General features: G+C 76.1%; 16 protein-coding genes and 1 pseudogene. 11 read left to right on the top strand and 6 right to left on the bottom strand.

The features are described 5' to 3' along the window. Genes PATMI_RS0105120 through PATMI_RS0105110 form a run of 3 tightly spaced genes read right to left on the bottom strand, consistent with a single transcriptional unit; the run spans position 1 to position 2207 of the window. Positions 1–291 (bottom strand): hypothetical protein, encoded by a 291-nt coding sequence (locus tag PATMI_RS0105120; protein WP_026910096.1) that lies wholly within the window; start codon positions 289–291, stop codon positions 1–3. Then, positions 284–1597, bottom strand: a complete 1314-nt coding sequence (locus PATMI_RS0105115; protein ID WP_026910095.1) for a DUF2510 domain-containing protein — start codon at positions 1595–1597, stop codon at positions 284–286. The genes PATMI_RS0105120 and PATMI_RS0105115 overlap by 8 nt, the downstream gene beginning before the upstream one ends. A gap of 43 nt (positions 1598–1640) precedes the next feature. After that, a complete protein-coding gene (locus PATMI_RS0105110; RefSeq protein WP_026910094.1) occupies positions 1641–2207 on the bottom strand; it encodes a DUF2510 domain-containing protein in 567 nt (188 codons plus the stop codon). 163 nt (positions 2208–2370) lie between these two features. Between PATMI_RS0105110 and PATMI_RS38145 the strand changes: the two genes are divergently transcribed. Then, a complete protein-coding gene (locus PATMI_RS38145) occupies positions 2371–2691 on the top strand; it encodes a LuxR C-terminal-related transcriptional regulator (RefSeq protein WP_026910093.1) in 321 nt (106 codons plus the stop codon). 104 nt (positions 2692–2795) lie between these two features. Here the strand turns inward: PATMI_RS38145 and PATMI_RS27550 are convergent, their stop codons facing one another. After that, the gene (locus PATMI_RS27550) at positions 2796–3488 is read right to left on the bottom strand and encodes an FHA domain-containing protein (protein WP_211241697.1); all 693 of its coding nucleotides are present in this window, start codon (positions 3486–3488) and stop codon (positions 2796–2798) included. 113 nt (positions 3489–3601) lie between these two features. On the opposite strand from PATMI_RS27550, the gene PATMI_RS33915 reads away from it, so the two are divergent. Further along, complete coding sequence (locus PATMI_RS33915) at positions 3602–5659, top strand: serine/threonine-protein kinase (protein ID WP_157260619.1); 2058 nt, start codon at positions 3602–3604, stop codon at positions 5657–5659. Between the two features lie 96 nt (positions 5660–5755). Here PATMI_RS33915 and PATMI_RS0105090 read toward each other — a convergent pair whose 3' ends face one another. Then, positions 5756–8092, bottom strand: a complete 2337-nt coding sequence (locus tag PATMI_RS0105090) for an ATP-binding cassette domain-containing protein (RefSeq protein WP_157260618.1) — start codon at positions 8090–8092, stop codon at positions 5756–5758. A gap of 326 nt (positions 8093–8418) precedes the next feature. Here PATMI_RS0105090 and PATMI_RS0105085 point away from each other — a divergent pair, with 326 nt between their 5' ends. The 6 genes and pseudogenes from PATMI_RS0105085 to PATMI_RS38140 all read left to right on the top strand — a co-directional run bounded on the left by PATMI_RS0105085 (position 8419) and on the right by PATMI_RS38140 (position 12522). Then, the gene (locus PATMI_RS0105085) at positions 8419–8937 is read left to right on the top strand and encodes a ubiquitin-conjugating enzyme E2 (RefSeq protein ID WP_026910091.1); all 519 of its coding nucleotides are present in this window, start codon (positions 8419–8421) and stop codon (positions 8935–8937) included. Positions 8938–8977: 40 nt separating this feature from the next. Next, positions 8978–9238 carry an EsaB/YukD family protein gene (locus tag PATMI_RS0105080; protein ID WP_036725262.1) on the top strand — a complete coding sequence of 87 codons (261 nt, stop codon included), beginning with the start codon at positions 8978–8980 and terminating at the stop codon, positions 9236–9238. A 15-nt stretch (positions 9239–9253) separates the two neighbouring features. Then, positions 9254–10576, top strand: coding sequence for a HesA/MoeB/ThiF family protein (locus tag PATMI_RS27540; RefSeq protein WP_051471076.1), 1323 nt, complete (start codon positions 9254–9256; stop codon positions 10574–10576). Next, a complete protein-coding gene (locus PATMI_RS33910) occupies positions 10573–11421 on the top strand; it encodes a M67 family metallopeptidase (protein ID WP_026910089.1) in 849 nt (282 codons plus the stop codon). Before PATMI_RS27540 ends, PATMI_RS33910 begins: the two co-directional genes overlap by 4 nt. Then, positions 11418–11513: pseudogene (locus tag PATMI_RS38765) on the top strand (hypothetical protein); the annotation flags it as partial. The gene PATMI_RS33910 and the pseudogene PATMI_RS38765, both read left to right, overlap by 4 nt. A 370-nt stretch (positions 11514–11883) precedes the next feature. Continuing rightward, entirely contained in the window at positions 11884–12522 is a 639-nt protein-coding gene (locus PATMI_RS38140) for a hypothetical protein (RefSeq protein WP_026910088.1), read from the top strand. A gap of 1 nt (position 12523) precedes the next feature. Here PATMI_RS38140 and PATMI_RS0105055 read toward each other — a convergent pair whose 3' ends face one another. Continuing rightward, the gene (locus PATMI_RS0105055; protein ID WP_084270295.1) at positions 12524–13102 is read right to left on the bottom strand and encodes a TetR family transcriptional regulator; all 579 of its coding nucleotides are present in this window, start codon (positions 13100–13102) and stop codon (positions 12524–12526) included. Positions 13103–13282: 180 nt separating this feature from the next. Here PATMI_RS0105055 and PATMI_RS0105050 point away from each other — a divergent pair, with 180 nt between their 5' ends. The 3 genes from PATMI_RS0105050 to PATMI_RS37820 all read left to right on the top strand — a co-directional run bounded on the left by PATMI_RS0105050 (position 13283) and on the right by PATMI_RS37820 (position 21320). Continuing rightward, positions 13283–13849 (top strand): NAD(P)H-dependent oxidoreductase, encoded by a 567-nt coding sequence (locus PATMI_RS0105050; RefSeq protein WP_026910086.1) that lies wholly within the window; start codon positions 13283–13285, stop codon positions 13847–13849. Between the two features lie 345 nt (positions 13850–14194). Beyond that, a complete protein-coding gene (locus tag PATMI_RS0105045) occupies positions 14195–14794 on the top strand; it encodes a hypothetical protein (protein WP_026910085.1) in 600 nt (199 codons plus the stop codon). Between the two features lie 109 nt (positions 14795–14903). Further along, complete coding sequence (locus tag PATMI_RS37820) at positions 14904–21320, top strand: DEAD/DEAH box helicase (protein ID WP_051471075.1); 6417 nt, start codon at positions 14904–14906, stop codon at positions 21318–21320. The last annotated feature ends 87 nt before the right edge of the window (positions 21321–21407 follow it).

Raw genomic sequence — 21407 nt, 5'->3', positions numbered from 1 at the left:
TCACGAGGTGCCGTCCGGCCGGCGGAGCCTGAGCGCACGGGCACTCGCGGGCGGGGCGGCGGTCAGGCGCGCGGCGGGGTCCGGCGGCGGAGGGTCGTCCGCGGCCTCCGGGAGGGCCGGGCCGTCCGGCGGGGGCGATCCGTCCGGGTCGTCGAGGGCGTCCGGCCCGGGGTGCGGCTGCGTCGGGGTGTCCAGCGGGTCCGGCCCCGGGTGCGGCTGCGTCGGGGCGTCGAGCGGGTCGGCGGCGTCCTCGAACTCCTCGAGCGCGAGGACGATCCGCCGGTCAGCCATCGCGACGGCCCCCGTCGTCCTCGAAGTCGCTCAGCGGGCGACGCTCGCCGGACCAGCGGCCGCCGTCCCACCACTGGGCCGTGCGGCCGTCGGGCGACGGGTACCAGCCCGGCTCGGGATCGGCCGCGGACCGGACGGGCTCGGGCTCCGGCGGGGTCGGGCGGCGCTCCTCGCGCGGCACGGGCGGCGCGAACGACGCCGTCTCGCGGCTCGACGGGGGCGTGAACGTCTCGGTCGGCCGGTCCTCCGGCGCTGCCGGCGAGACCGCGGTGGGCTCGTCGTGCGGGGCCGTGGCCGGCTCGTCGCGGCGCTTCGACGGCGGGGCCGGGGCGGACGCGGGCGCCTGCTCCTCGACGGGCGGTCCGGCGGGCGCGGGCGTCGGGTCGTCGGACGGTGCGGTCGACGGCTCGTCCTGCGCGGGCGCGGACGGTTCCGCGACGGGGGGCGCCGCGGCGGTCGGCTGCTCGCCTGCCCCCGACGGCTCGGACGAGCCGGCGACGGGAGCGTCCGGCTCGTCCGCCGGGGCGTCCGGTGCCTCCTGCGGCGCGTCCGGTGCGACGGGTCGCGCGAACGACGAGGACTGCGGGGGTGTCGGCTCCTCGCGGGGCTCGGACGCCGGCGCCGGACGCCCCTCCGGCTCCTCGAACAGCGACGGCGGGCGGTCGTCCGGGGCAGGACGGTCCGTCGGCGGGGCGTAGGTCGGCTCGGGGGCGGTGGTCTGCGGGGGCGCGAAGCCACCGGTCCGGCCGGCACCCGTGGGCGGCGGGCCCTGCGGCTGCGGCGGGGCGTAGCCGCCGGGCGCCGGGCCGCCCGGCGAGGAGCCGCCGGTGGTCTGGGCGAACGGGTTGGGGATCGTGTGCGTCGCCGTCGCGACCGGCCCCGGGATCAGGGTCGCGAAGAGCGCGAGACCGCCCGCCAGGAGCAGGATCCAGGCGAAGAACGGCAGGACGTAGAACTCCTTGACGCCGAAGCCCACGGACTCTCCGAGGAGACCGAACGCCTGCACGGCCTCGCCCCCCGCGAGCAGGAGCGCGAGCAGCGCCGCGCCGGCGTCGAGCTGCCGCCGCGCACCGGTGAAGGCCGAGAGCCCGGCGAGAGCGCCGAGCCCGAGCGCCATCAGGGTGATGAAGACGCCGACCAGCGCACCTTCGAGCGGGCGGTTGATCCACGCGGCCAGGAGCGTGACGAACGCTCCGACGAGCAGCGTCAGGCGTCCCGCGAAGGCCGCGGTGCGGACGGCGTTCCAGGCCGACGGCGACAGCGCAAGGTCGTCGGGCGCGGCGGGGGAGACGGGCGGTGTGGTCATCGGGGAGCGGTCCTGGTCGGTGCGAGGTGGGGGACGGGCGGGATCATCGCGCGTCGCGGAGGTGGTCGGTCCAGGTCGAGCCGTCCCACCAGCGCTCCTTGCCGGGAGCGCCGCCGGGGTCGGTGTGCCAGCCGGGGGGGACGGTCGGGCTCCCGACGCTGGATGCGGCGGAGCTCGCCTGGACCTCGCGGGGGGCCGACAGCCCGCTGATGATGACCAGGAGGAGCGCGGCGGAGACGATGGCGAGCAGGAGCCCGAACCCGGCCAGGACCCAGACGTACCACTCGACGGAGTCCGCGTCGAGCGCGAGGGGGAGGACCGACGGGCCGGTCGAGTAGGCCCACGCGAGCGACCAGCCCCCCGCGGCGAGCAGGACCAGGTCCGACGTGATGCGGTGCAGTGCGAGGCTCGCCACCGCGATCCCGGCGAGCACCAGGAACGACACGGCGGTGAGGACGAGGCTGACGTCGCCGCCGGTGCCCGCGTACCGCCAGTAGTCGCCGTTCGACACGATGGCGACCACCTGGACGACGAACATCAGCGCGGCGACGGTGGCGATGGTGGCGCGGACCGCCGAAGCCCCCGGACCGGTCCGGTACGCGGCGCTCATGCCCGCACCCCGTCGGTGCTCGGAGCTGGGCGGGGGCTGGTGGGGACGGACACGAGACGCATCATGGCGCTCGCCCCCGGGGCCTTCAAGCGATCCGGGGGGTGGTCCGCTCCACCCCTCTGGGGCCTGTCCGCGGGGGCGTCCCGGCGATGAGATGCATCCCATGCAGACGCTCGAATCCCCCACCGCCCCCGCCACCCTGACCGCCGTCCCGTCGTTCAAGGACGTCCCGGAGCTCACCGTCCGCGAGCTCCAGGTCGTGACCCTCCTCGTCGAGGGCCTCACGAACGCCGAGATCGGCGGCCGGCTCTACCTCTCGCCGCGCACCGTGCAGTCGCACCTCGCCACGGCGATGGACGCGCTCGGCGTCCGCACCCGCACCGGCCTCGCGGTCGGCGCCCTCCGCGCCGGCATCGTGCCGCTGTTCCCGCCGGCCCGGCGCGCCGCCCCCGAGGCCCGCGGCGGACTGCGCCGCGTCGCCTGACCACCGGCGGTGTCCCGCCCACGCGTCCCGCCGTCCCGTCCCGCCGTCCCGCCGTCCCGTCCCGTCCCGCCGTCCGGGGGTCCCGCCCCGGGCACACCGTCCCGTCAGGCCCCGTCCCGCTCCGGCGTGCCGTCCGGCCGCACCATGCCCAGCTCGAACGCGCGCTCGACCACCCGGGCGCGCTTCTGGTTCTGCGGCAGGTCCCCGACGCCCAGCGCGGTGAACAGGCTCCGCATCTGGGTCTTCACCGCGTCGACGCCGACCACGAGCTCCGCGGCGATCTGCTGGTTCGTCGCCGGCGCCGCGACGACGCCCGGCCGGCACGGGCGGCAGAGCGCGTCGAGCACCCGCCGCTGGGCCGGGGTCAGGGTCGGCGGCGCGAGGAGCCCGCTCGCCTCGATCGTCATCGACAGGCCCGCCGGCGTCGGGTCGTGGAACGCCACGCTCGACCCGCCGAGCACCAGGACGTCCCCGTGCTCCAGGCGCCGCCGGCCCGCGACGCGCTCCGCGCCGACGAACGTGCCGTTGGTGGAGACGCCGTCGTCGACGACCCACCACGAGTCCGCGAGGGCCTCGAGCCGCGCGTGGACGCGGGACACGCGGGCGTCCCACTCCAGCGCGACGAGCTGCCCGGCACGGCGGCCGATCGTCTGCGCCGCGGCGTCCTCCGGCAGCAGCGCGATCTGCAGGTCGCCGCCGGGTGGGCGGAAGGTGAGGAACGGCCGGCCGAGCCGCTCGTGGCGCTGGACGGCCTCGAGCTCGAGGCCGCGCTGGGGATGCGGGGAGGAGTCGGACACGACCGGGGCCGAGGATAGTCGCCGGGCGACGCCGTTCACGATCACCCCGGATCGCCCGTCTGCGGCAGACTGTGCGCACGATCGCGGGCGATCCCACCGCGAGCGCCTTCTCCGTGACGCACGAACCCCGCCCTGGCGAGCTCATCGACGGCTACCGGATCGACGCACCGATCGGTCGCGGCGGCATGGGCGTCGTCTTCCGGGCCGAGCACGTCGAGCTCGGCCGGAAGGTCGCCTTCAAGGTCCTCTCCGTCGAGCGCGCGCAGGAGGAGTCGTTCCGCAGGCGCTTCGCGCGCGAGGCCCGGCTCGCCGCCCGGCTGGACCACCCGAACGTCGTCACGGTCTACGACGCGGGGGAGTCCGACGACCGCCCGTGGATCGCCATGGAGTACGTCGACGGCGCCGACCTCCGCACGCGGATCGGCGACCACGGCGGCCCGCTCCCGCCCGCCGAGGCGGTCGCCGTGATCGAGCAGGTCGCCGCCGGCCTGGACCACGCGCACGAGCTCGGGGTGCTGCACCGCGACGTGAAGCCCGCCAACGTGCTGCTGGCGCAGCGCGGGGGCCGGACCGTCGCGCTGCTCGGCGACTTCGGCCTGACGAAGGAGATCGACGCCTCGAACGACCTCACGGTCTCCGGGATGGTCGTCGGCAGCATCGACTACCTGGCGCCCGAGTCGATCGAGCAGCAGGACACCGATGCGCGCGCGGACGTCTACGCCCTGGCCGCGACGCTGCTCACCGCGCTGACGGGCGCGCCGCCGTTCACGGGCACGACCGCGACCCGCCTGGCCGCGCACGTCCGGGCCCCGCGCCCGCGCCCCAGCCTGCGGGTCGAGGGCCTCTCGCCGTTCGACCCGGTGATCGCCCGCGGGCTCGCGGTCGACCCGAAGGACCGGTACCCGACGGCGGGGGACTTCGCGAGCGCGGCCGCCGCGGCGCTCCGGCGGGTGGAGTCGACCCGCCCGGTGGCGGGCGTCTCGCTCGGGACCCAGCTCGGCGGCGACGACGACGCGACGATCGCCGACGGGCCCGCCGAGGAGTCGCTCGTCGAGGTCGTCCTGCGGTCGCGTGCGGCACCCGGGGCCGGTCCCGCCTCGGCGCCGCCGGCCGACGCTGCGGACGGGCACGTCGACGCCGGCACGGACCGGCCGGACGGGGACGACCCCTCGCCCGTCGGAGGCGCGGACGGCGCGCCCGACCATGGTCCGCCCCCGGTCGGGGGAGCGTTGCGGCCGGCGGACCGCACGACCGCCGCCGGTGGGGCGGCCGCCGTGGGCGGTGCGGCCGCCGACGCGGTGGACGGCCCCGGCACGGGCGCGTCCGCGGACGACGACGGTCCGCCCGGGTCGGGCCCCGACGACCGGCCGCGGAAGCCGGTCCCCGCGAAGCCCGGCTCGCCGGCGGCGCTGCGCCGTGCCGCAGCGGCCGCCGCGGGACGCGACGAGGACGGTGCGGAGGACCAGCCGCTCGCCGAGCGCGCCCGCGCCCCCGTCCCCGCGCCCCGGGAGCCGTTGCGTCCGGCGCAGGTGGTCCCGCCACCGGTCGTCCGTCCGAAGGCCGGCGAGCGCCGCGGGCCGTCGGAGGCGATCCTCGCCCGGCGCCGCGACGAGATCCGGGCCGCGGAGCGCCGCGTCCGGCGCCGGCTGCTGCTCGGCGTGCTCGTCGTCCTCCTGGTCGCCGGGGCCGTCGCCTACCTCGTGGTCGACGGGACGAAGGACGAGGCCGACGGGAGCTTCCCGCCCGGCGCGACCGCCCGGACGTTCACCGCGCCGAAGAACCGCTGGACGGGCACGCTCCCGGCGGCAGAGGCCGGCTGGGGGACGCCCCGGACGTCGAAGGTCGACGATCCGACGCTCCACCGGGTGCTGCAGAAGGGTCCCGGGGGCCGGGCGATCGTCGTCGACTACACGAGCGGCGAGAAGGTCCTGATCCCGAAGACGGGCCGCAACCAGATCGAGCTCGGCAACGGCAACACCGGCTGGCGCTACGACGCGTCCCGCGGGCCGTCCGCGCTCGGGTGCACGACCGAGGGCCGGACCTGCGTCACCGTCCGGCAGAACGCGGGGGCGAAGGGCCCGGGCTGGTCGGTCTTCGCGGTCGCCCCGACGGCGGACGAGGCCCAGGCGTCCGCGGTGCGCGTCGCCGGGTCGCTGAAGCGCGGGGGCTGACCGCCGCCCGCGTCCACCCGGCCACGGTGAGCGCCGGGCCGTCGGACGACCGACCGGCGGATCACGGCGGTCCGCCAGGAGGGCCGGGTGCCGGCCTCAGGCCCGGTCGTCCTTGCGCCCGCGCGTGTTCACGAGCCACGCGGTGACGCCCGCGAGCGCCGCGACGAAGGCGAGCAGGATCGCCATCGACAGCGCCGGGCTGATCGAGAAGAAGTCCGTGCCGTAGGTGTTCGTCGTCCGCGTGATCGGGTCGCGCGCCAGGCGCTCGTTCATGTCGACCCCGGAGCCCGTGCCCGCGAACGCCCAGCGGGCGAACGCGAGGCCGGAGATCACCTTCAGGGGCGCGGCGAGCTGCGCGATCGACACGATCGCCCCGGCGAACAGGAGCTGCGGCACGAGGATGATCGGGATCAGGCTGCCCGCCTGGTCCTCGTTGCGCGACGCCGCGCTGACCACCAGGCCGGTCGCGAGCGCGGCGAACCCGTTGAGGATCAGCACGCCGATCACGACGGCCTGGGTGCCGATCGGCTCGTGCATCGGCCGCAGGACGAAGAGGATCGCCGCGACGGCCAGGGTCTGGGCGACCATCAGCGCCCCGAGCAGGACGAGCTTCGACGCGAGGTACGCGCCGACCCGCCCGCCGACCGCGAGCTCCCGCCGGAGCACCGCCCGTTCCTTGACGATCTCGCGCGAGCTCCCGATCGCCCCGAGCCAGGCGACCACGGTCACCGCGAGGAAGAGGACCTGCGCGCTCTGCCCCGCGCGCATGAGCTTCGGCGAGCCCTCGTGGACGAAGACGCCGGTCTTGAAGAGCAGCGCCGTCAGGAACGCGAGGAGCGGCGCCTGCAGCGCGATCGTCGTCAGGGTGCGGCGGTCGCGGACGGTCAGGAGCGCGTAGCGGCGCAGGAAGAGGAAGAACTGCGGCAGCGCGGCCGGCCGGCGCCGGGCGCCGAGGCCGCCGGGCTGGCTCGGGCCGTCCCAGGTGCTCTGCGCGTGCTCGGACGCGACGAACGCGGAGTGCCACTCGGCGGCGGGGGTGCGGTCGAGCGCCTCGTAGATCTCGTCGGCGTCCTGCACCCCGAAGAACCGCAGCGCGTCGGCCGGCGGGCCGATGAAGCACGTCAGGCCGCCGCGGCCCATGACGGCGATGCGGTCGCAGAGGTGGAGGCTCCGCGTCGCGTGCGTCACGAGCATCACGCCGCGGCCGGCGTCGGCGAGCTCGCGCAGGAGCAGCATCATGCGCCGCTCGAGGCCGGAGTCCAGGCCGGTCGTCGGCTCGTCGAGGAACAGCAGGCCCGGCCGGCTGACGAGCTCGGTCGCGACCGAGACGCGCTTGCGCTGGCCGCCCGACAGGGACCCGATCCGGGTCTCGGCGTGCTCCTCGAGCCCGACCTCCTGGATCACCTGCTCGACGGCCTGCTGCCGCTGGGCCTTCGGTGCGCTCTGCGGCAGGCGCAGCTCGGCGGCGTAGCCCAGGGCCTCGCGGACGGTCAGGTCGCGGTGGACGATGTCGTCCTGCGGCACGAAGCCGAGGTCGCTCGTGCGCTGCGCGAGCGGCTCGCCGTTGACGGTGATCCGCCCGCCGCTCGCCGGACGCACGCCGCAGAGCGCGGTCATCAGCGTGCTCTTGCCGGCGCCGGACTCGCCGATGATCGCGACGACCTCGCCGGGCCGGACCGTCAGCCAGACCGGCTGGAGGATCGTGCGCTCGCCGACCGTGACGCTGACGCCCTCGGCGTCGAGGCGCAGGCTCGTCGCGTCGCCGTGCTGGTGCAGGACCTCGCCGTCGAAGACCAGGCGGTACGGGCCGATGGCGAGCTCGTCGCCGACGTTCAGGTACGCGTGGCGGACCCGTCCGCCGTTGACCGCGACGCCGGCGCCGGGGCCGCTGCGGTCGCGCAGGAGCGGCCCGTGGGAGCCGGCCGTGATCTCGGCGTGGACGGGCGCGACCGCGGGGTGGTCCAGCAGCACGTCGCACGACGGGTCCCGCCCGATCCGCAGCACCTCGCGGTCCAGGCGGAGGCTGCCGGTCGCGACCGGGGTCGCGGTGCTGCCGGGGACGACCATCGTGTCCTCGGCCGCGTCGGTCACGTACCGCACGACCCGCCCGGCGACCTCGATCCGCTCGCCGCCGACCAGCGTCCGGCGGGAGACGTCGGCGCCGTCGACGCGGACGGCGGCCCCGGCGACCGGCTCGATCTCGACCCGCCCGGATCCGCGGACGACGGTGGCGACCGTCTGCGGCCCGGCGGGCCCGGTGGACGCGGTCAGCACCCCGGACCGCGGGTCGACGTCCACCGCGAGCCGGTCGCGGCCGATCGGGACGCGGTCGCCGTCGATCAGGAGCGCCGGCTGGCGCAGGACGACGTCGACGCCCGAGCCCCGCGAGCGGAGCACGACGTCGACGTCATCTGGTCCGGCGTCGCCACGCATGAGCGGCATTCAAGCAGCGCGGGGGCGGGCCGTCACCGGATTCGTCCGATCGGCGGAGTCGTCGGGGCGGCGAGGTGTGGACGCCGCAGACCCCGGGAGCCCGACCGGGCGCCGGAGGGGTGGCCCGGCTCACCCCTGAAGGGGTCGCCAAGGGCCCGGGGATCTGGTGAGATGCCCTCCATGTCGTCCCGCCCAGTCCCCGCCGCGCCGCGCCGCGTCACCGCCGCGAGGTACCGGGCCCGCCGGGCCGCCTCCACCGGCGCGCCACGACGTGCCGGTCGGCCGGTCGCAGCCCTCGCGTCCGACCCGTCCGCCCGGTCAGGCCGATGAACCCCCGCGACCGCCGCCTCCTCGCCGACCGCGCGAACCTCGAGGAGCTCGTCGAGCAGGACCCGCGGATCTCGTTCGAGGCCACGGGCCACCCGGCCGAGGGCTACGAGCTGACGCTGATGGTCCCCGGACTGGCGCGAGGCGCCGACGACCTGCCGAAGCTGCGCCACGGCCACCGCGCCGTCGTCGACCTGCACCGCGACTACCCGCGGCTGCCGCCCGTCGTCCGCTGGACGACCCCGATCCTGCACCCGAACATCCTGCCGCCGCGCCGCCACGGCGCGGTCTGCCTGGGCGCGTGGAGCGCCGGGGAGGGCCTCGCCGACGTCGTCCGCCGCGTCGTGCGCCTGGCCACCTGGCAGTCGTTCAACCTGGACGACCCGCTCGACCACGACGCGACCGTGTGGGCCCGCCAGGTCGGCGCGCGGCCCGGCGACGACCTGCAGACGCTCGTCGACCTGGGGATCCCCCTGCCGCGCCGCGAGGCGTCGCTCCAGCTGGGGCACCTCACGTGAGCACCCCGACGTCCCGTCCCCCGCACCCCCGGAGCACCTGATGGACATCATCGTGATCGACGCGACCGGCAACAAGAGCGAGGACGCGACCGTCCCGGACTCCGTCGCCGCCGGCCGGATCATCGCCCGCCTGGTCGAGCTCATGGAGATGCCCGCGATCGGCCCCGACGGGGTCCCGCTCTCCTACAAGTTCCACCACAAGCGGACGGGCCGGCAGATCGGGGACCAGGAGACGCTCTCCGACGCCGGGGTCCGCGACGGGGACGTGCTCCGGCTCGTCGCCGAGATCACCGCGGGCTGACCGGCGGGTGCGGAGATGTCCGACAAGCTGACGCTCGACGTCGCGGCGACCGACGGCCGGTACCACCGCCAGTCGCTCATCACCTGGTGGGACCAGTCCCTGCTGCGCGACGCACGCGTGCTCGTCGTGGGCGCCGGCGCGCTCGGCAACGAGCTCGTCAAGAACCTCGTGCTGATGGGCGTCGGGACCGTCCTCGTCGCCGACCTCGACGTGATCGAGGACTCCAACCTGTCGCGCTGCGTGCTGTTCCGCCCGCGCGACGAGGGCCGCTCGAAGGCCGAGGTCGTCGTCGAGGCCGCCCGCGACCTCAACGAGGAGGTCGAGCTCTTCGCGCTCCACGGCGACGTGCGCTCGACGATCGGGCTGAGCGTCTTCCGCGACGTCGACGTCGTCCTCGGCGGGCTCGACAACCGCGAGGCCCGGCTGTTCGTCAACCAGGCGTGCTGGAAGGTCGGCACGCCGTGGGTCGACGGCGCGATCGAGGGGCTCCAGGGCGTCGCCCGCGCGTTCGTCCCGAACCAGGGCCCGGACGAGGGCCCCTGCTACGAGTGCACGATGGGCGAGCGCGACCACCAGATCGTGGCCGCGCGCCGCTCGTGCTCGCTGCTCTCCCGCGACGAGATGGAGGCCGGGAAGGTCCCCACCACCGCGACGACGGCGGCGATCGTCGCCGGCATCCAGGTCCAGGAGGCGATCAAGCTGTTGCACGAGCGCGGGCCGATGGGCCTGATCGGGCGCGGGTACGCGTACAACGGGGTCACGCACGACTCCTACGTGGTGACCTACGCGCGGCAGGAGGAGTGCATGGCGCACGACCACTACGAGGCGGAGCACAGCCGCGACGTGCCGCTGGACGCCACGTTCCTTCAGCTCCTGACCCTCGGACGCGAGCTGCTGGGGACCGACGACGTGACCCTCCAGACGGAGACGGAGCTCGCGGTCTCCGGCCGCTGCGAGTCGTGCGAGACCGACCGGCCGATCAACCGGCCGCTGCACGAGCTGAAGGCCCCCGACGCGGTCTGCGCGGTCTGCGGCGAGGAGCTCGGCCTGCGCCTCGTCCACACGATCCGCCCGGAGCACGACGAGTTCCTCGGCCTGCGACCCGCGGAGATCGGCGTCGCCCCGGCGGACGTCGTCACCGCCCGGCACGGCCTGGAGCGTCGGCACCTGGTGCTCGGCGGCGCGCTGTCGCTGACGGAGCGGCTGACGGCGGCGACGGCCGACGGCGGGGCGGCGAGCGCGGCCGACGGGGCGGATCCCGGCCCCACCGGCGCGACGCTCGTTCCGGACGCCCCCGGACCGCAGGCAGCCGCGAACCCGGCGGAGGACGTCTCGTGAGCACCCCCGGCTTCCGGCCCCGCATCACGAGGGTCGCCCACGACGCGGTGATCGAGCACGTCTTCTCCTCCCCCGACCACGAGGTCGGCGGCGTGCTCGTCGGCCGCATCGTCGCGGCGGACCGCGAGACCGTCGTGTCCGGCGCGATCGCCGCGCTCGAGGCGACGTCGGAGCGCGCGAGCGTCACGTTCACCCACGACGCGTGGTCGACCGTCCACGCCACGCTCGAGCGTGACTTCCCCGGCCAGGCGATCGTCGGCTGGTACCACTCGCACCCGGGCTTCGGGATCTTCCTGTCCGACCACGACACGTTCATCCAGAGGAACTTCTTCTCGAACGAGGGCCAGATCGCCCACGTCGTCGACCCGCAGGCCGGCACCGAGGGCCTGTTCGGCTGGCGCGAGGGCGAGGTCCGGCTGCTCGCCGAGCGCGACACGAAGCGCGAGGGTCTCGGCGGCCCGGCGCGGACCCCGCCGGAGGGCGAGCGGCGCGCCGGGCCGCCGCCCGGCGCCGGCCCCGGGACCACGCCGCCCGGCGGCGGGGCCGGTCCGGGCGTGACCCGCGCGGTCGCCGATGTTCCGGAGCGGCCCCCGGTGAGCGCGCTGCCGGTCGAGCCGGCGTCGGGCGCCTACGCCCGGCCCGGCACACCGGCCGCACCGGCCCCATCTGCGTCCGTCGCGGCCCCGGCCGTCGCCGGCGGTCCCGCACCCGATCCCGGGCTGCGCCTGCGGGTCGGGCTCGCCGTCCTCGCCGGACTGGTCGTCGGCTTCGGCGGGGTCGCTGCCGCCAAGGCCGATCCCGGCGCGTCCCCGTCCCGCCCCGTTCCAGGAGTGCCGTCCCGATGAGCTCGCGATCCGCGGTCGGCGCCGCCTGCCCCTACTGCCACTTCACCATCAAGTCGGGCGTCGAGCTGACGTTCTGCGACGCGTGCGGCTCCCCGCACCACGCGGAGTGCTGGGCCGAGAACGAGGGCTGCGCGGTCACCGGCTGCGCGAGCTACGCGGGACCGGCGGGCGCCGCGCCCACCCCGACGCCCCGCACCCCGACGCCGCCCGCACCCGTGCCCGCGGCAGGGGCCGGACGACACCGCCGAGACCCAGGCGCTCCCGCAGAGCGGCCAGGCGCCCCTGCGGCCGCGCACGCCGAACGCGCCGGCCTGGGCACCCCCGTCCGGTGGGCCGCGCACCCCGCACCCGCCGCAGCAGCAGGGGCCGGCGCAGGGCTGGGGCTCCGCGCCGCCGCAGGCACCGGCGGGCGGTGGCTCCTCGGGCGACGGCGGCCGCGGCCGGTGGATCGCGCTCGGTGCGGTGATCCCGCTCGTCCTGATCCTGGCCGTCGTGATCGGCTACCTGATCGCGTCGCCGGGGGACGACAAGAAGGACGACAAGGGCGACCGGGCCGCGCAGGTCACGAAGACCGACGGCCGGGGCGACGGCACGAAGGACGGGACCGGCACGGCACCGACGCCGCCGTCGAACGGCGGGACGACCGCGAACGGCGGGACGCCCTCGACCGGCGGCGGGTCCGCCGGCGGCGGCGCGGCGGGCGGCGCGCCCCCTGCGGGTCAGACCGCCGCCCAGCAGAAGGCGGCGAGGAAGAAGGCGGTCGCCCGGCAGCTCGTGGCGCTCATGCAGCAGTCGGCCCGCGGGCGACAGATGACCGTCGGCCAGCAGTACCAGTCGGCGCTCACCAACCGCCGCGCCGTCGCCCGCAAGCTCGCGGCGCTCGAGCCCGCCGACGGGGCGCAGCGCTCGGCGATCGCCTCGTTCCAGGCCGCGATGCGCTCCTCGGAGTCCGCGATCGGGGCGCACAGCGCGAACCCGTCTATCGGTCTGACGCAGTACGACCGCGACGCGTCGTACCACAAGGGCGTCTACTGCCAGAAGTGGTCGTCCTCCGGCATGGCGGCGAGCACCGGCCAGGGCTGCGACCCGAACGGGATCTAGCTCAGGCCGGCAGCACCCGGCGCACGAGGTCGGCCCAGCCCGCGCTGAGCCGCTCGGCCGGGAGGTCCCGGGTCTCGCGCAGGTGCGCGAGCAGCGCGACGTCGAGGTAGCCGAGCAGCGTCTCGGTCAGCAGCTCGACGTCGCCCTCGACCCCGGCCTCGCGCAGCAGGGCCGAGACGTGCAGGACGAGGACCGCCCGGGCCGGGTGCTCGTAGCGCCGCGACCCGCAGGCCTCGGCGGCGAGCAGGACGTCCTTGTGCTCGGCGGCGAACGCCATCCGCTGCTCGCCGAACGCGACGAGGCGCTCGCGAGGGGGAGCACCCGGGCCGAGGGGCGGCGGCCCGAACATGAAGGCCTCCTGGTTCGTGCGCTCGTTGAGGTCGAGCAGCGCGACCATCAGGCCCACGCGGTCGCCGAAGCGGCGGAAGACGGTGCCCTTGCCGACCTGGGCGGCCGCGGCGACGGCCTCCATGGTGACCTGGTTCGCCCCGACCTCGGCGACGAGCTCCTGCGCGGCCTCGAGCAGCCGGCGGCGGTTGCGCGCCGCGTCGGCACGCTCGGTCTCCACGACCGAGACCATCGGCAGCAATGCCGACGGCAGGACGGTCAGCGGGGTGGACGGTGAGGCAGCCACAGGGACATCCTAGCGGATCGCGCCAAAGTGGACCGCGGTCCGATTTCGTGCTACAACTCTCGTATCGGACCGCGGTCCACTTCCGCCGGTCGCCCGATCACCCGACCTCGACACGAAAGACCTCCCATGTCCACCGTCCGCATCCTCGCCCTCGTCGGCAGCCTCCGCTCCGGCTCCCACAACCGCCAGCTCGCCGAGGCCGCCGTCGCCCTCGCCCCGGAGGGCGTCGAGGTCGAGCTCTTCGAGGGCCTCGCCGACATCCCGTACTACAACGAGGACATCGACACCGAGGCCGACGTGCCCGCCGCCGCCGTCCGCTTCCGCGAGTCCGCCGCCGCGGCCGACGGCGTGATCCTCTTCTCGCCGGAGTACAACGGCACCATCCCGGCGGTCCTGAAGAACGCCATCGACTGGGCGTCGCGCCCGATGGGCTCCGGCGTCTTCGTCGGCAAGCCGCTCGCCGTCGTCGGCACCGCCTACGGCCAGTACGGCGGCGTCTGGGCGCAGGACGAGGCGAAGAAGTCCGCCGGCATCGCGGGCGCCACCGTCCTCTCCGACGTCTCCCTCTCGATCGCCGAGTCGGTCGTCCGCTTCGCCGAGACCCACCCGCGCGAGGACTCCGAGGTCGCCGAGAAGATCGCCGCCGTCGTGGCGCAGGTCGCCGAGGCGACGAAGCAGCCCGTCGCGGCCTGAGCGGTCCGGGGCGGCGTGGCCGTCCCGTCGTCGCCCGGCCCGGGTGGCCGGGCGGGGTCCGGGCGTTCCGCGGGTGCGGGGCGCCCGGCGCCGTTCCAGTGGTGCAGGAAGGAGCGCCGGCTCGCGCGGGGCCGGCGTCCGGCGTCCATTCCTGCGGCCCGAGCGCAGGAAGGCGCGCCGGCTGACCCTCCGGCTCCGGGTGGCGCTCGTTCCTGCGGTCGCGGGTGCCGCGCCGGTCGGGTCGCGCCGTGCGCCGGCGGCCCGCGCCGGGCCCGGCGTCGGTCCTCCTCGCCCGCCTCGCGCCGCCGCGTCATCGTCCCACCGCCCCCGCAGTAGGTTCCGGGCGTGCCCTCCGCCGAACCGATCGTCCTCGAGGTCGGGAGCTACACCGGACCGCGGCTGCGGACCGCGCGGAACCTGTGCGTCGCGGCGGGCGTGCTCGCGATCCTCGCCGGACCCGTCGCCGGCGGGGTGGCGCTCGTCGCGCTGCTCGTCGTCGGCGTCGTCCTCCTGGTCGTCGCGTTCGGCGTGTCGATCGCGGCGCGGGCGGCACGGGACTCGCGGCTCGTCGTCGACCGCGAGGGCATCACGTGGGACGCGGGCGACGCGACCTGGCGCGCCACGTGGTCGGAGCTGTCGGACGTCGGGCTCGTCGTCCTGCGCTCCCGCCGCCGCGGTCGGACGACGGACGAGCCCGGCGGCGAGCGCGTCATCCGGGTCCTGATGGCGTTCCGCTCGGACGACCCGGACGCCGGCAGGCCGCCGCTCCGCCGCATCCGCACGACCGGCGAGCCCGCCCCGTGGACCCACCGGATGCCGATCGCCTCCCGCGGCGACTGGGCCGGCCGGCTCGACGCGGGCCTCGCGCGCTACGGCCAGGGGCGGTACGCGGGGATGACGGTGCGCGACGCGCTGGGGCGCGAGGAGGGGGCGGCGCCGGACTGATCCGGGGCCACACCGAAGCACGTGGAGGCTCGACGACGAGGCGACGGCGCGGTGGAGCGGGACCGCAGCGCAACCGAACACCCGTTCGCTCACGTAGTCTCAGGTCCTCGTGGCGCTCGACGTGTTCACCCCTGCGGTCGCGGACTGGTTCACCCGGGCCTTCGACGGCCCGACCCAGGTCCAGACCCAGGCCTGGCCGCTGATCGCGGCCGGCGAGCACGTGCTGATCTCCGCGCCGACGGGGTCGGGCAAGACGCTCGCCGCGTTCCTCTACGGGCTCGACCGCCTGGCGGCGAACCCGCTGCCGGACAAGCAGCGGCGCGTCCGGCTGCTCTACGTCTCGCCGCTGAAGGCGCTGTCGCACGACGTCGACCGCAACCTGCGCGCGCCGCTCGCCGGCATCACCGCGGCGATCGGCCAGGGCTCGCTGCTGCCCGACGACCGCGCGCGGGACGGGTCGCTGCGCGCCGAGAAGGGTCGCGACCGCGACGCGATCAAGGTCGCCCTGCGCACCGGCGACACCCCGCAGCGGGAACGTGCCGCCATGCGCCGCCGCCCGCCGGACGTCCTGATCACGACGCCCGAGTCGCTGTTCCTGATGCTCACGTCGGGCGCACGGGAGATGCTCACCGGCGTCGAGTCGCTGATCATCGACGAGATCCACGCCGTCGCCGGGACGAAGCGCGGCAGCCACATGGCGCTGACGCTCGAGCGGCTCTCGGCGCTGCGCGAGCCGGGTCAGCCGGGGGCGTGGTCGGGTGACGAGATGCAGCGGATCGGCCTGTCCGCGACGCAGAACCCGCTCGAGGAGATCGGCCGGTTCCTCGTTGGCCCGAAGCGCTCGTGCCGGATCGTCGAGACCGGCGAGAAGAAGAAGATGGACCTGCAGATCCGGGTCCCGGTCGAGTCGATGGCCGAGCTCGACCTCGCGCCCGCGGGGACCGTCCGCCGGCCCGAGACCGACGGCATCGACGACACGACCGGCCCGGCGTCGGGGGATCAGCTCGAGCCGGAGGGCGGTTTCGCGCCGGGGGCGGGGACGGCGGCGTCGGTCGATGCGGGGGACGGTGACTGCGACGGGGCCGGGTCGGCAGTGGGCGCGGGTGCGTCGACGGGCGACGCCGCGGGCCTCGATCCGGACGACCTGGACCTCGATCCGGCTGGCGCGGACGACCTCGACCTGGACCCGGGTGCCGTCGACGCCGCCCGGCGCGGCCTCGAAGCCAAAGGGGCGGCGGACGACCTCGATCTCGACCCGGCCGGCGACGCCCTCGAGCCGGCCGCCGCGACCGTCGACGGCGACGATCTCGACGACCTGGGCGACGACCTCGACCCGTCCGCCGGCGGCGTCCAGCTCGCCGACGACCCGCTCGAGCCCGGCGGCGACCCGACCCACGGGGCGACCCGGAACTCGATCTGGCCCGCGATGTACCCCGAGATCCTCGACCTCGTGCAGGAGCACCGGTCGACGATCGTCTTCGTCAACTCGCGGCGGTCGGCCGAGCGCCTGGCGCTCCGGCTGAACGAGCTCGCCGAGTCGCGGCTCGCGCAGGCGGCGCTCGAGGCCGGGCTCGGCGATCCGAACGCGAACCCCGACGCGCGCTGGGACGAGGATCCGGACGAGGCCCGCAAGCGCAAGGACAGCGACCTGCGGCGGCTGATCGCCACGCGCGACGGTGTGGTCGGTGGAGAGGACGACCCCGACGAGGACGACGACGATCCCGAGGGCGCCGCCCGCGAGCGCGAGCTGCAGGCCCGCGCCGAGGCCGCGGGGAAGGCCGGCACCTGGGCGGCCTCGCGCCACCACGACCCCGACGAGGAGATCACCCTTCCCGGGCCGGAGCGCCACGCGGGGATCCAGCCGCCGCTCCCGCGGAAGCCGCCGCCGGTCGTCCCGTCGCAGGCCCGGTCGTCGCTGCCCGGGTCGGTCGCTGCCGAGGGCGCACGGCGGGTGTCGGCGCCCGGCGAGGAGGAGCTGCTGCGGAGCGAGGCGATCGCGGCCGGGCTCGCCGCGGGGCTCGGGCCGAAGGGCGTGCCCACGCGCGACGGCGGTGGTCCTGACGGTCGCCGCGGTGCCGGCTCGCACCCCGCCACCGCCCCGAACGGCGCTCCCCGCGACGCCGACTCCGGCGGCGGGATCGCCGGCAGCCAGAACCACGTCACCGGCGTCGGGCGGCCGCACTCCGACCACTACGGCCCGCGCGACGACACGCAGCCCGACCGTCCGGCACCCACCGGGCCGTCGGCGGTCGAGGTCGCCCGCGCGCACCACGGGTCGCTCAGCCGCGAGGAGCGCGAGGTCGTCGAGGAGCTCCTGAAGGCCGGCAAGCTGCCGTGCCTCGTGGCGACCAGCTCGCTCGAGCTCGGCATCGACATGGGCGCGGTCGACCTCGTCCTGCAGATCGAGTCGCCGAAGTCCGTCGCGGCGGGCCTGCAGCGCATCGGCCGCGCGGGCCACGGCGTCGGCGAGACCGCGAAGGGCCGGATCTTCCCGAAGTTCCGCGCCGACCTCCTCGAGTGCGCGGTCGTCGTGCGACGGATGCGCGAGGGGCTGATCGAGCCGACGGTCGTCCCGAAGAACGCGCTCGACGTCCTCGCCCAGCAGATCGTCGCCATCGCGGCCTCTGTCGATTCCGACACCGAGACGACCGACGACGACGCCGAGCCCGCGATCGCCGTCGACGACGTCTTCGCGCTGGTCACCCGCGCGTACCCGTACGCCGACCTGCCGCGCGAGCTGTTCGAGCGCACGCTCGACATGCTCGACGGGCGCTACCCGTCGCAGGACTTCGCCGAGCTGCGGCCGCGCGTGGTCTGGGACCGCGTCGGCCAGACGATCCGCCCGCGGAAGGGCGCCGGGCGGCTGGCGATCGCGAACGCGGGAACGATCCCCGACCGCGGCATGTACCGCGTGGTCCTCCCCGACGGCCGCCGCGTCGGCGAGCTCGACGAGGAGATGGTCTACGAGGCCCGCGCCGGCCAGACGTTCCTGCTCGGCGCGTCGACCTGGCGGATCGAGGAGATCGGCCGCGACAAGGTCGTCGTCACCCCCGCACCGGGCGCCCCGGGCGCGGTGCCGTTCTGGCGCGGCGACCAGCGCGGCCGGCCGAAGGCGCTGGGCGAGGCCATCGGCGCGTTCTCGCGCTGGGCCGTCGGCGAGGACGAGGCCACGCTCGTCCGCGACTACGACCTCGACCCCCTCGCGGCGCGGAACCTCCTGGACTTCCTCACCGAGCAGCAGGACGCGACGGGCGTGATCCCGTCGGACCAGACCCTCGTCATCGAGCGCTTCAAGGACGAGATCGGCGACTGGCGCGTCTGCCTGCTCTCCCCGTACGGCGGCCGCGTCCACGCCGCCTGGGGCCTCGCGGCGTCGCGCCGGATCCGCGACGAGATGGGCCTCGAGGCCGACGCGATCTGGTCCGACGACGGCATCATCATCCACCTCCCCGACATCGACGACACCGGTGGGCAGGGCGTGTCGTTCGGGGACGATCCGTTCGAGGACGGGTTCGACGCCGGCAAGGCGGCGAGCGCGGTGGCGGACGCCGGGTTCGGGACGCCGGTCGGGGATGGGGACGACGCCGGCGCGAAGGCGGCGGGCGGGTCCGGCGTCGACGCAGGACTCAGCCTCCCCGACGACGGCGGCCGCGGCATGGGTGCGGGGTGGGACCGCGTGCTCGAGCTGCTGGTCCCGGAGCCCGAGGAGGTCGAGGATCTGATCGTCTCCGAGCTCGGCACCAGCGCCCTGTTCGGCGCGCGCTTCCGCGAGAACGCCGGCCGCGCGCTCCTGATCCCGAAGGCCCGGCCCGGCAAGCGCACGCCGCTCTGGCAGCAGCGGCTGAAGGCGCAGTCGCTGCTCGAGGTCGCCCAGACGTTCCCGGACTTCCCGATCATCCTCGAGACCTACCGCGAGTGCCTGCGGGACGTCCTCGACGTGCCGGGCCTGATCGACCTGCTGAGCAAGCTCCAGAGCCGCGAGATCACGATCGTCGAGGTCGAGACCGGCACCGCGTCGCCGATGGCCAGCTCGCTGCTGTTCGACTACATCGCGACCTACATGTACGAGGGGGACGCCCCGAACGCCGAGCGGCGCGCGGCGGCCCTCTCGCTCGACCGCGACCTGCTCCGTGAGCTCCTCGGCCAGGACGAGCTGCGCGACCTGCTCGACGAGGGCGCCCTGGCCCAGCTCGAGGCCGACCTCCAGCACCGCTCGCCGAAGACCCGCGCCCGCAACGCCGACGCGCTGGGCGAGGTCCTCCGCCGCGTCGGCGACCTGACCGACGAGGAGATCCTCGACCGCGTGGCGATCGGCTCGCTGTCGTCGGCGGCGTGGGACCGGGACGGGGGGCGCGACGGACGGGCAGGCGGGCGTTCCGACGGGGCCGACGGCTCGAACGGCGGCGGTCCGGACGGCGGCGGACATGCGACCGACGGCGATCTCGCCCGGGCGTCGGCCGCCGACGGCCGCGGGCCGGACGGCGCTCCGAAGGACTCCGACATCGCCGACGTCGGCTCGCTCGAGGAGCGCCGCGCCGCCGCGACCGCGTGGCTCGACGACCTCGAGCGCCAGCGCCGCGCGATTCGCATGCGCATCGGCGGCGAGCAGCGCTGGATCGCCGCCGACGACGCCGGCCTCTACCGCGACGCGCTCGGCGCGGTCCCGCCCGGCGGCCTGCCCGAGGTCTTCCTGAACGACGTCCGCGATCCGCTCCGGCGACTCGTGATCCGGTACGCGGCGACGCACGGGCCGTTCGTCGACCACGAGCTGCACGCCCGCTACGGCGTCGACCCGACCGCCGTCCTGCGCGAGCTGCTGCGAGAGGACGAGCTCGTCCGCGGCGAGATCCGCCCCGGCGGCACCGAGACCGAGCACTGCGACCCCGAGGTCCTCCGGCGCCTGCGGCGGATGTCGCTCGCCGTCCTGCGGCAGGAGATCGAGCCGGCCGACCCGCGCGCGCTCGTCTCGTTCTCGCAGACCTGGCAGGGCGTCGACCGCTACCGCCCCGCCGGCGCGGGGCCGGACCGCCTGCGCGAGGTCCTCGTCCCGCTCCAGGGTCTGGCGCTGCCGGTCGAGCTGTGGGAGCACGAGGTCCTCCCGCGTCGCCTGGGCGCCTACTCCCCGTCGTGGCTCGACGGCCTGTGCGCGTCGGGCGAGGTCGTCTGGGTCGGCGCCGGTGCGCTGGGCCGGGGCGGCGGCAAGGTCGCGTTCTACTTCCGCGAGGACAGCGCCGTGATCGGGCCGCCGACCGGCCGGGCGGCGCGCGACGCGTCGATCTCGCTGCCGGCGGCCGGGGCGCCGATGAGCGCGGGGCGGCGCGCGCTCGAGTCGGGTGGACCAGATGGGAGCCCGGGCGTGCCGGGATCCGGCGGGGCGGCGGCCGGACCGAACGGCTCGCCCCGGGGCACCGGCCCGGGAGGCCAGGCCGATCAGCCGGGTCCCTCCGGTCCGGTCCACGACGCGCTGCGCCGGCTGCTCGCGTCGCGGTCGATGTTCTTCTCGGACGTCCTCGGCGCGCTGCCCGAGCACACCGCCCACCTGCGCGACGCGCTCTGGGACCTCATCTGGGCGGGCGAGGTCACGTGCGACGTCTTCGCGCCGCTGCGTGCCGGTCGTGCGGGGATGAAGGCCCAGAAGCCCCAGCCGGCCGCCGCCCGGTCGGGGATCGGTACGCGCGCGGGCGGCCGCCGGCGGTTCGGTCCGCGGCCGACGGGCGCCCAGACGACCTCCACCCAGGGCCGGTTCTCGCTGACCGCGCCCCTCTTCGTCCCGCTCGACGGCGGCGCGGTCGATCCGGGCCTGCGCCGGCGCACGCTCGCCGAGCTGCTCCTCGAGCGCCACGGCATCGTCACCCGCGAGCACGTGAAGGCCGAGGGCATCGCGGGCGGCTTCTCGACGCTCTACGACAGCTTCGGGGCGCTCGAGACCCTCGGCGTCTGCCGCCGCGGCTACTTCGTCGAGGGCCTCGGCGGGGCCCAGTTCGCGCTCCCGGGGGCGGTCGAGCGTCTCCGCGGCCAGGCGGTCCCGGACGTCCACGGCCCCGACGGCGAGGTCAACGCCGTCGACAGCCTGGGTCGCCCGCTCCCGGCGACGACCCTCGACGCCACCGACCCGGCGCAGCCCTACGGGACGCTGCTGCCGTGGCCGGAGCTGCCGGCGCCGCGCGGGGACCGGGAGGAGGGTGCTCGCACCACCCAGCTCGAGCGCCCGTCGACCGCCAACGAGCCCCGGCCCCAGCGCGCGCAGGGCGCCCGGGTCGTCCTCGTCGGCCCGGACCCGATCCTCTTCGTCGACCGCTCGGGCAAGGCGCTCCAGGTCCTCGTGCACTACGACGACCCGCGCCTGCCGATCGCCTTCGCGGCGCTGGTCGAGGCGATCCAGACGGGCAAGGCGGGCTCGTTGCCGCGCAAGGGCCTCCAGCTCGAGCGCATCGACGGCCTCGAGGTCATCGGCCACCCGCTCGAGCCGCTCCTGGTCCCGGCGGGCTTCCGCTCGGCGCCGACGAAGTACCTGGCGCGGGCGTGACCGGCGCCTCCTCGCTCCTTCTTCGGGGGGCCGCCGAGGCTTCAAGCGGTCGGCGGCGGGGCCCGTGCCGCCGGGTGCGAGACGGTC

Source organism: Patulibacter minatonensis DSM 18081, assembly GCF_000519325.1.
GTDB lineage: Bacteria > Actinomycetota > Thermoleophilia > Solirubrobacterales > Solirubrobacteraceae > Patulibacter > Patulibacter minatonensis.
Note: the sequence above shows the minus strand (reverse complement) of the source record. Positions and strands in the feature narration are given on the sequence as shown.

Coding starts and splice junctions, on each gene's coding strand:
- PATMI_RS0105120 (WP_026910096.1), bottom strand. CDS start 291: ATGGCTGACCGGCGGATCGTCCTCGCGCTCGAGGAGTTCGAGGACGCC.
- PATMI_RS0105115 (WP_026910095.1), bottom strand. CDS start 1,597: ATGACCACACCGCCCGTCTCCCCCGCCGCGCCCGACGACCTTGCGCTG.
- PATMI_RS0105110 (WP_026910094.1), bottom strand. CDS start 2,207: ATGAGCGCCGCGTACCGGACCGGTCCGGGGGCTTCGGCGGTCCGCGCC.
- PATMI_RS38145 (WP_026910093.1), top strand. CDS start 2,371: ATGCAGACGCTCGAATCCCCCACCGCCCCCGCCACCCTGACCGCCGTC.
- PATMI_RS0105090 (WP_157260618.1), bottom strand. CDS start 8,092: ATGCGTGGCGACGCCGGACCAGATGACGTCGACGTCGTGCTCCGCTCG.
- PATMI_RS0105085 (WP_026910091.1), top strand. CDS start 8,419: ATGAACCCCCGCGACCGCCGCCTCCTCGCCGACCGCGCGAACCTCGAG.
- PATMI_RS0105080 (WP_036725262.1), top strand. CDS start 8,978: ATGGACATCATCGTGATCGACGCGACCGGCAACAAGAGCGAGGACGCG.
- PATMI_RS27540 (WP_051471076.1), top strand. CDS start 9,254: ATGTCCGACAAGCTGACGCTCGACGTCGCGGCGACCGACGGCCGGTAC.
- PATMI_RS0105055 (WP_084270295.1), bottom strand. CDS start 13,102: ATGGTCTCGGTCGTGGAGACCGAGCGTGCCGACGCGGCGCGCAACCGC.
- PATMI_RS0105050 (WP_026910086.1), top strand. CDS start 13,283: ATGTCCACCGTCCGCATCCTCGCCCTCGTCGGCAGCCTCCGCTCCGGC.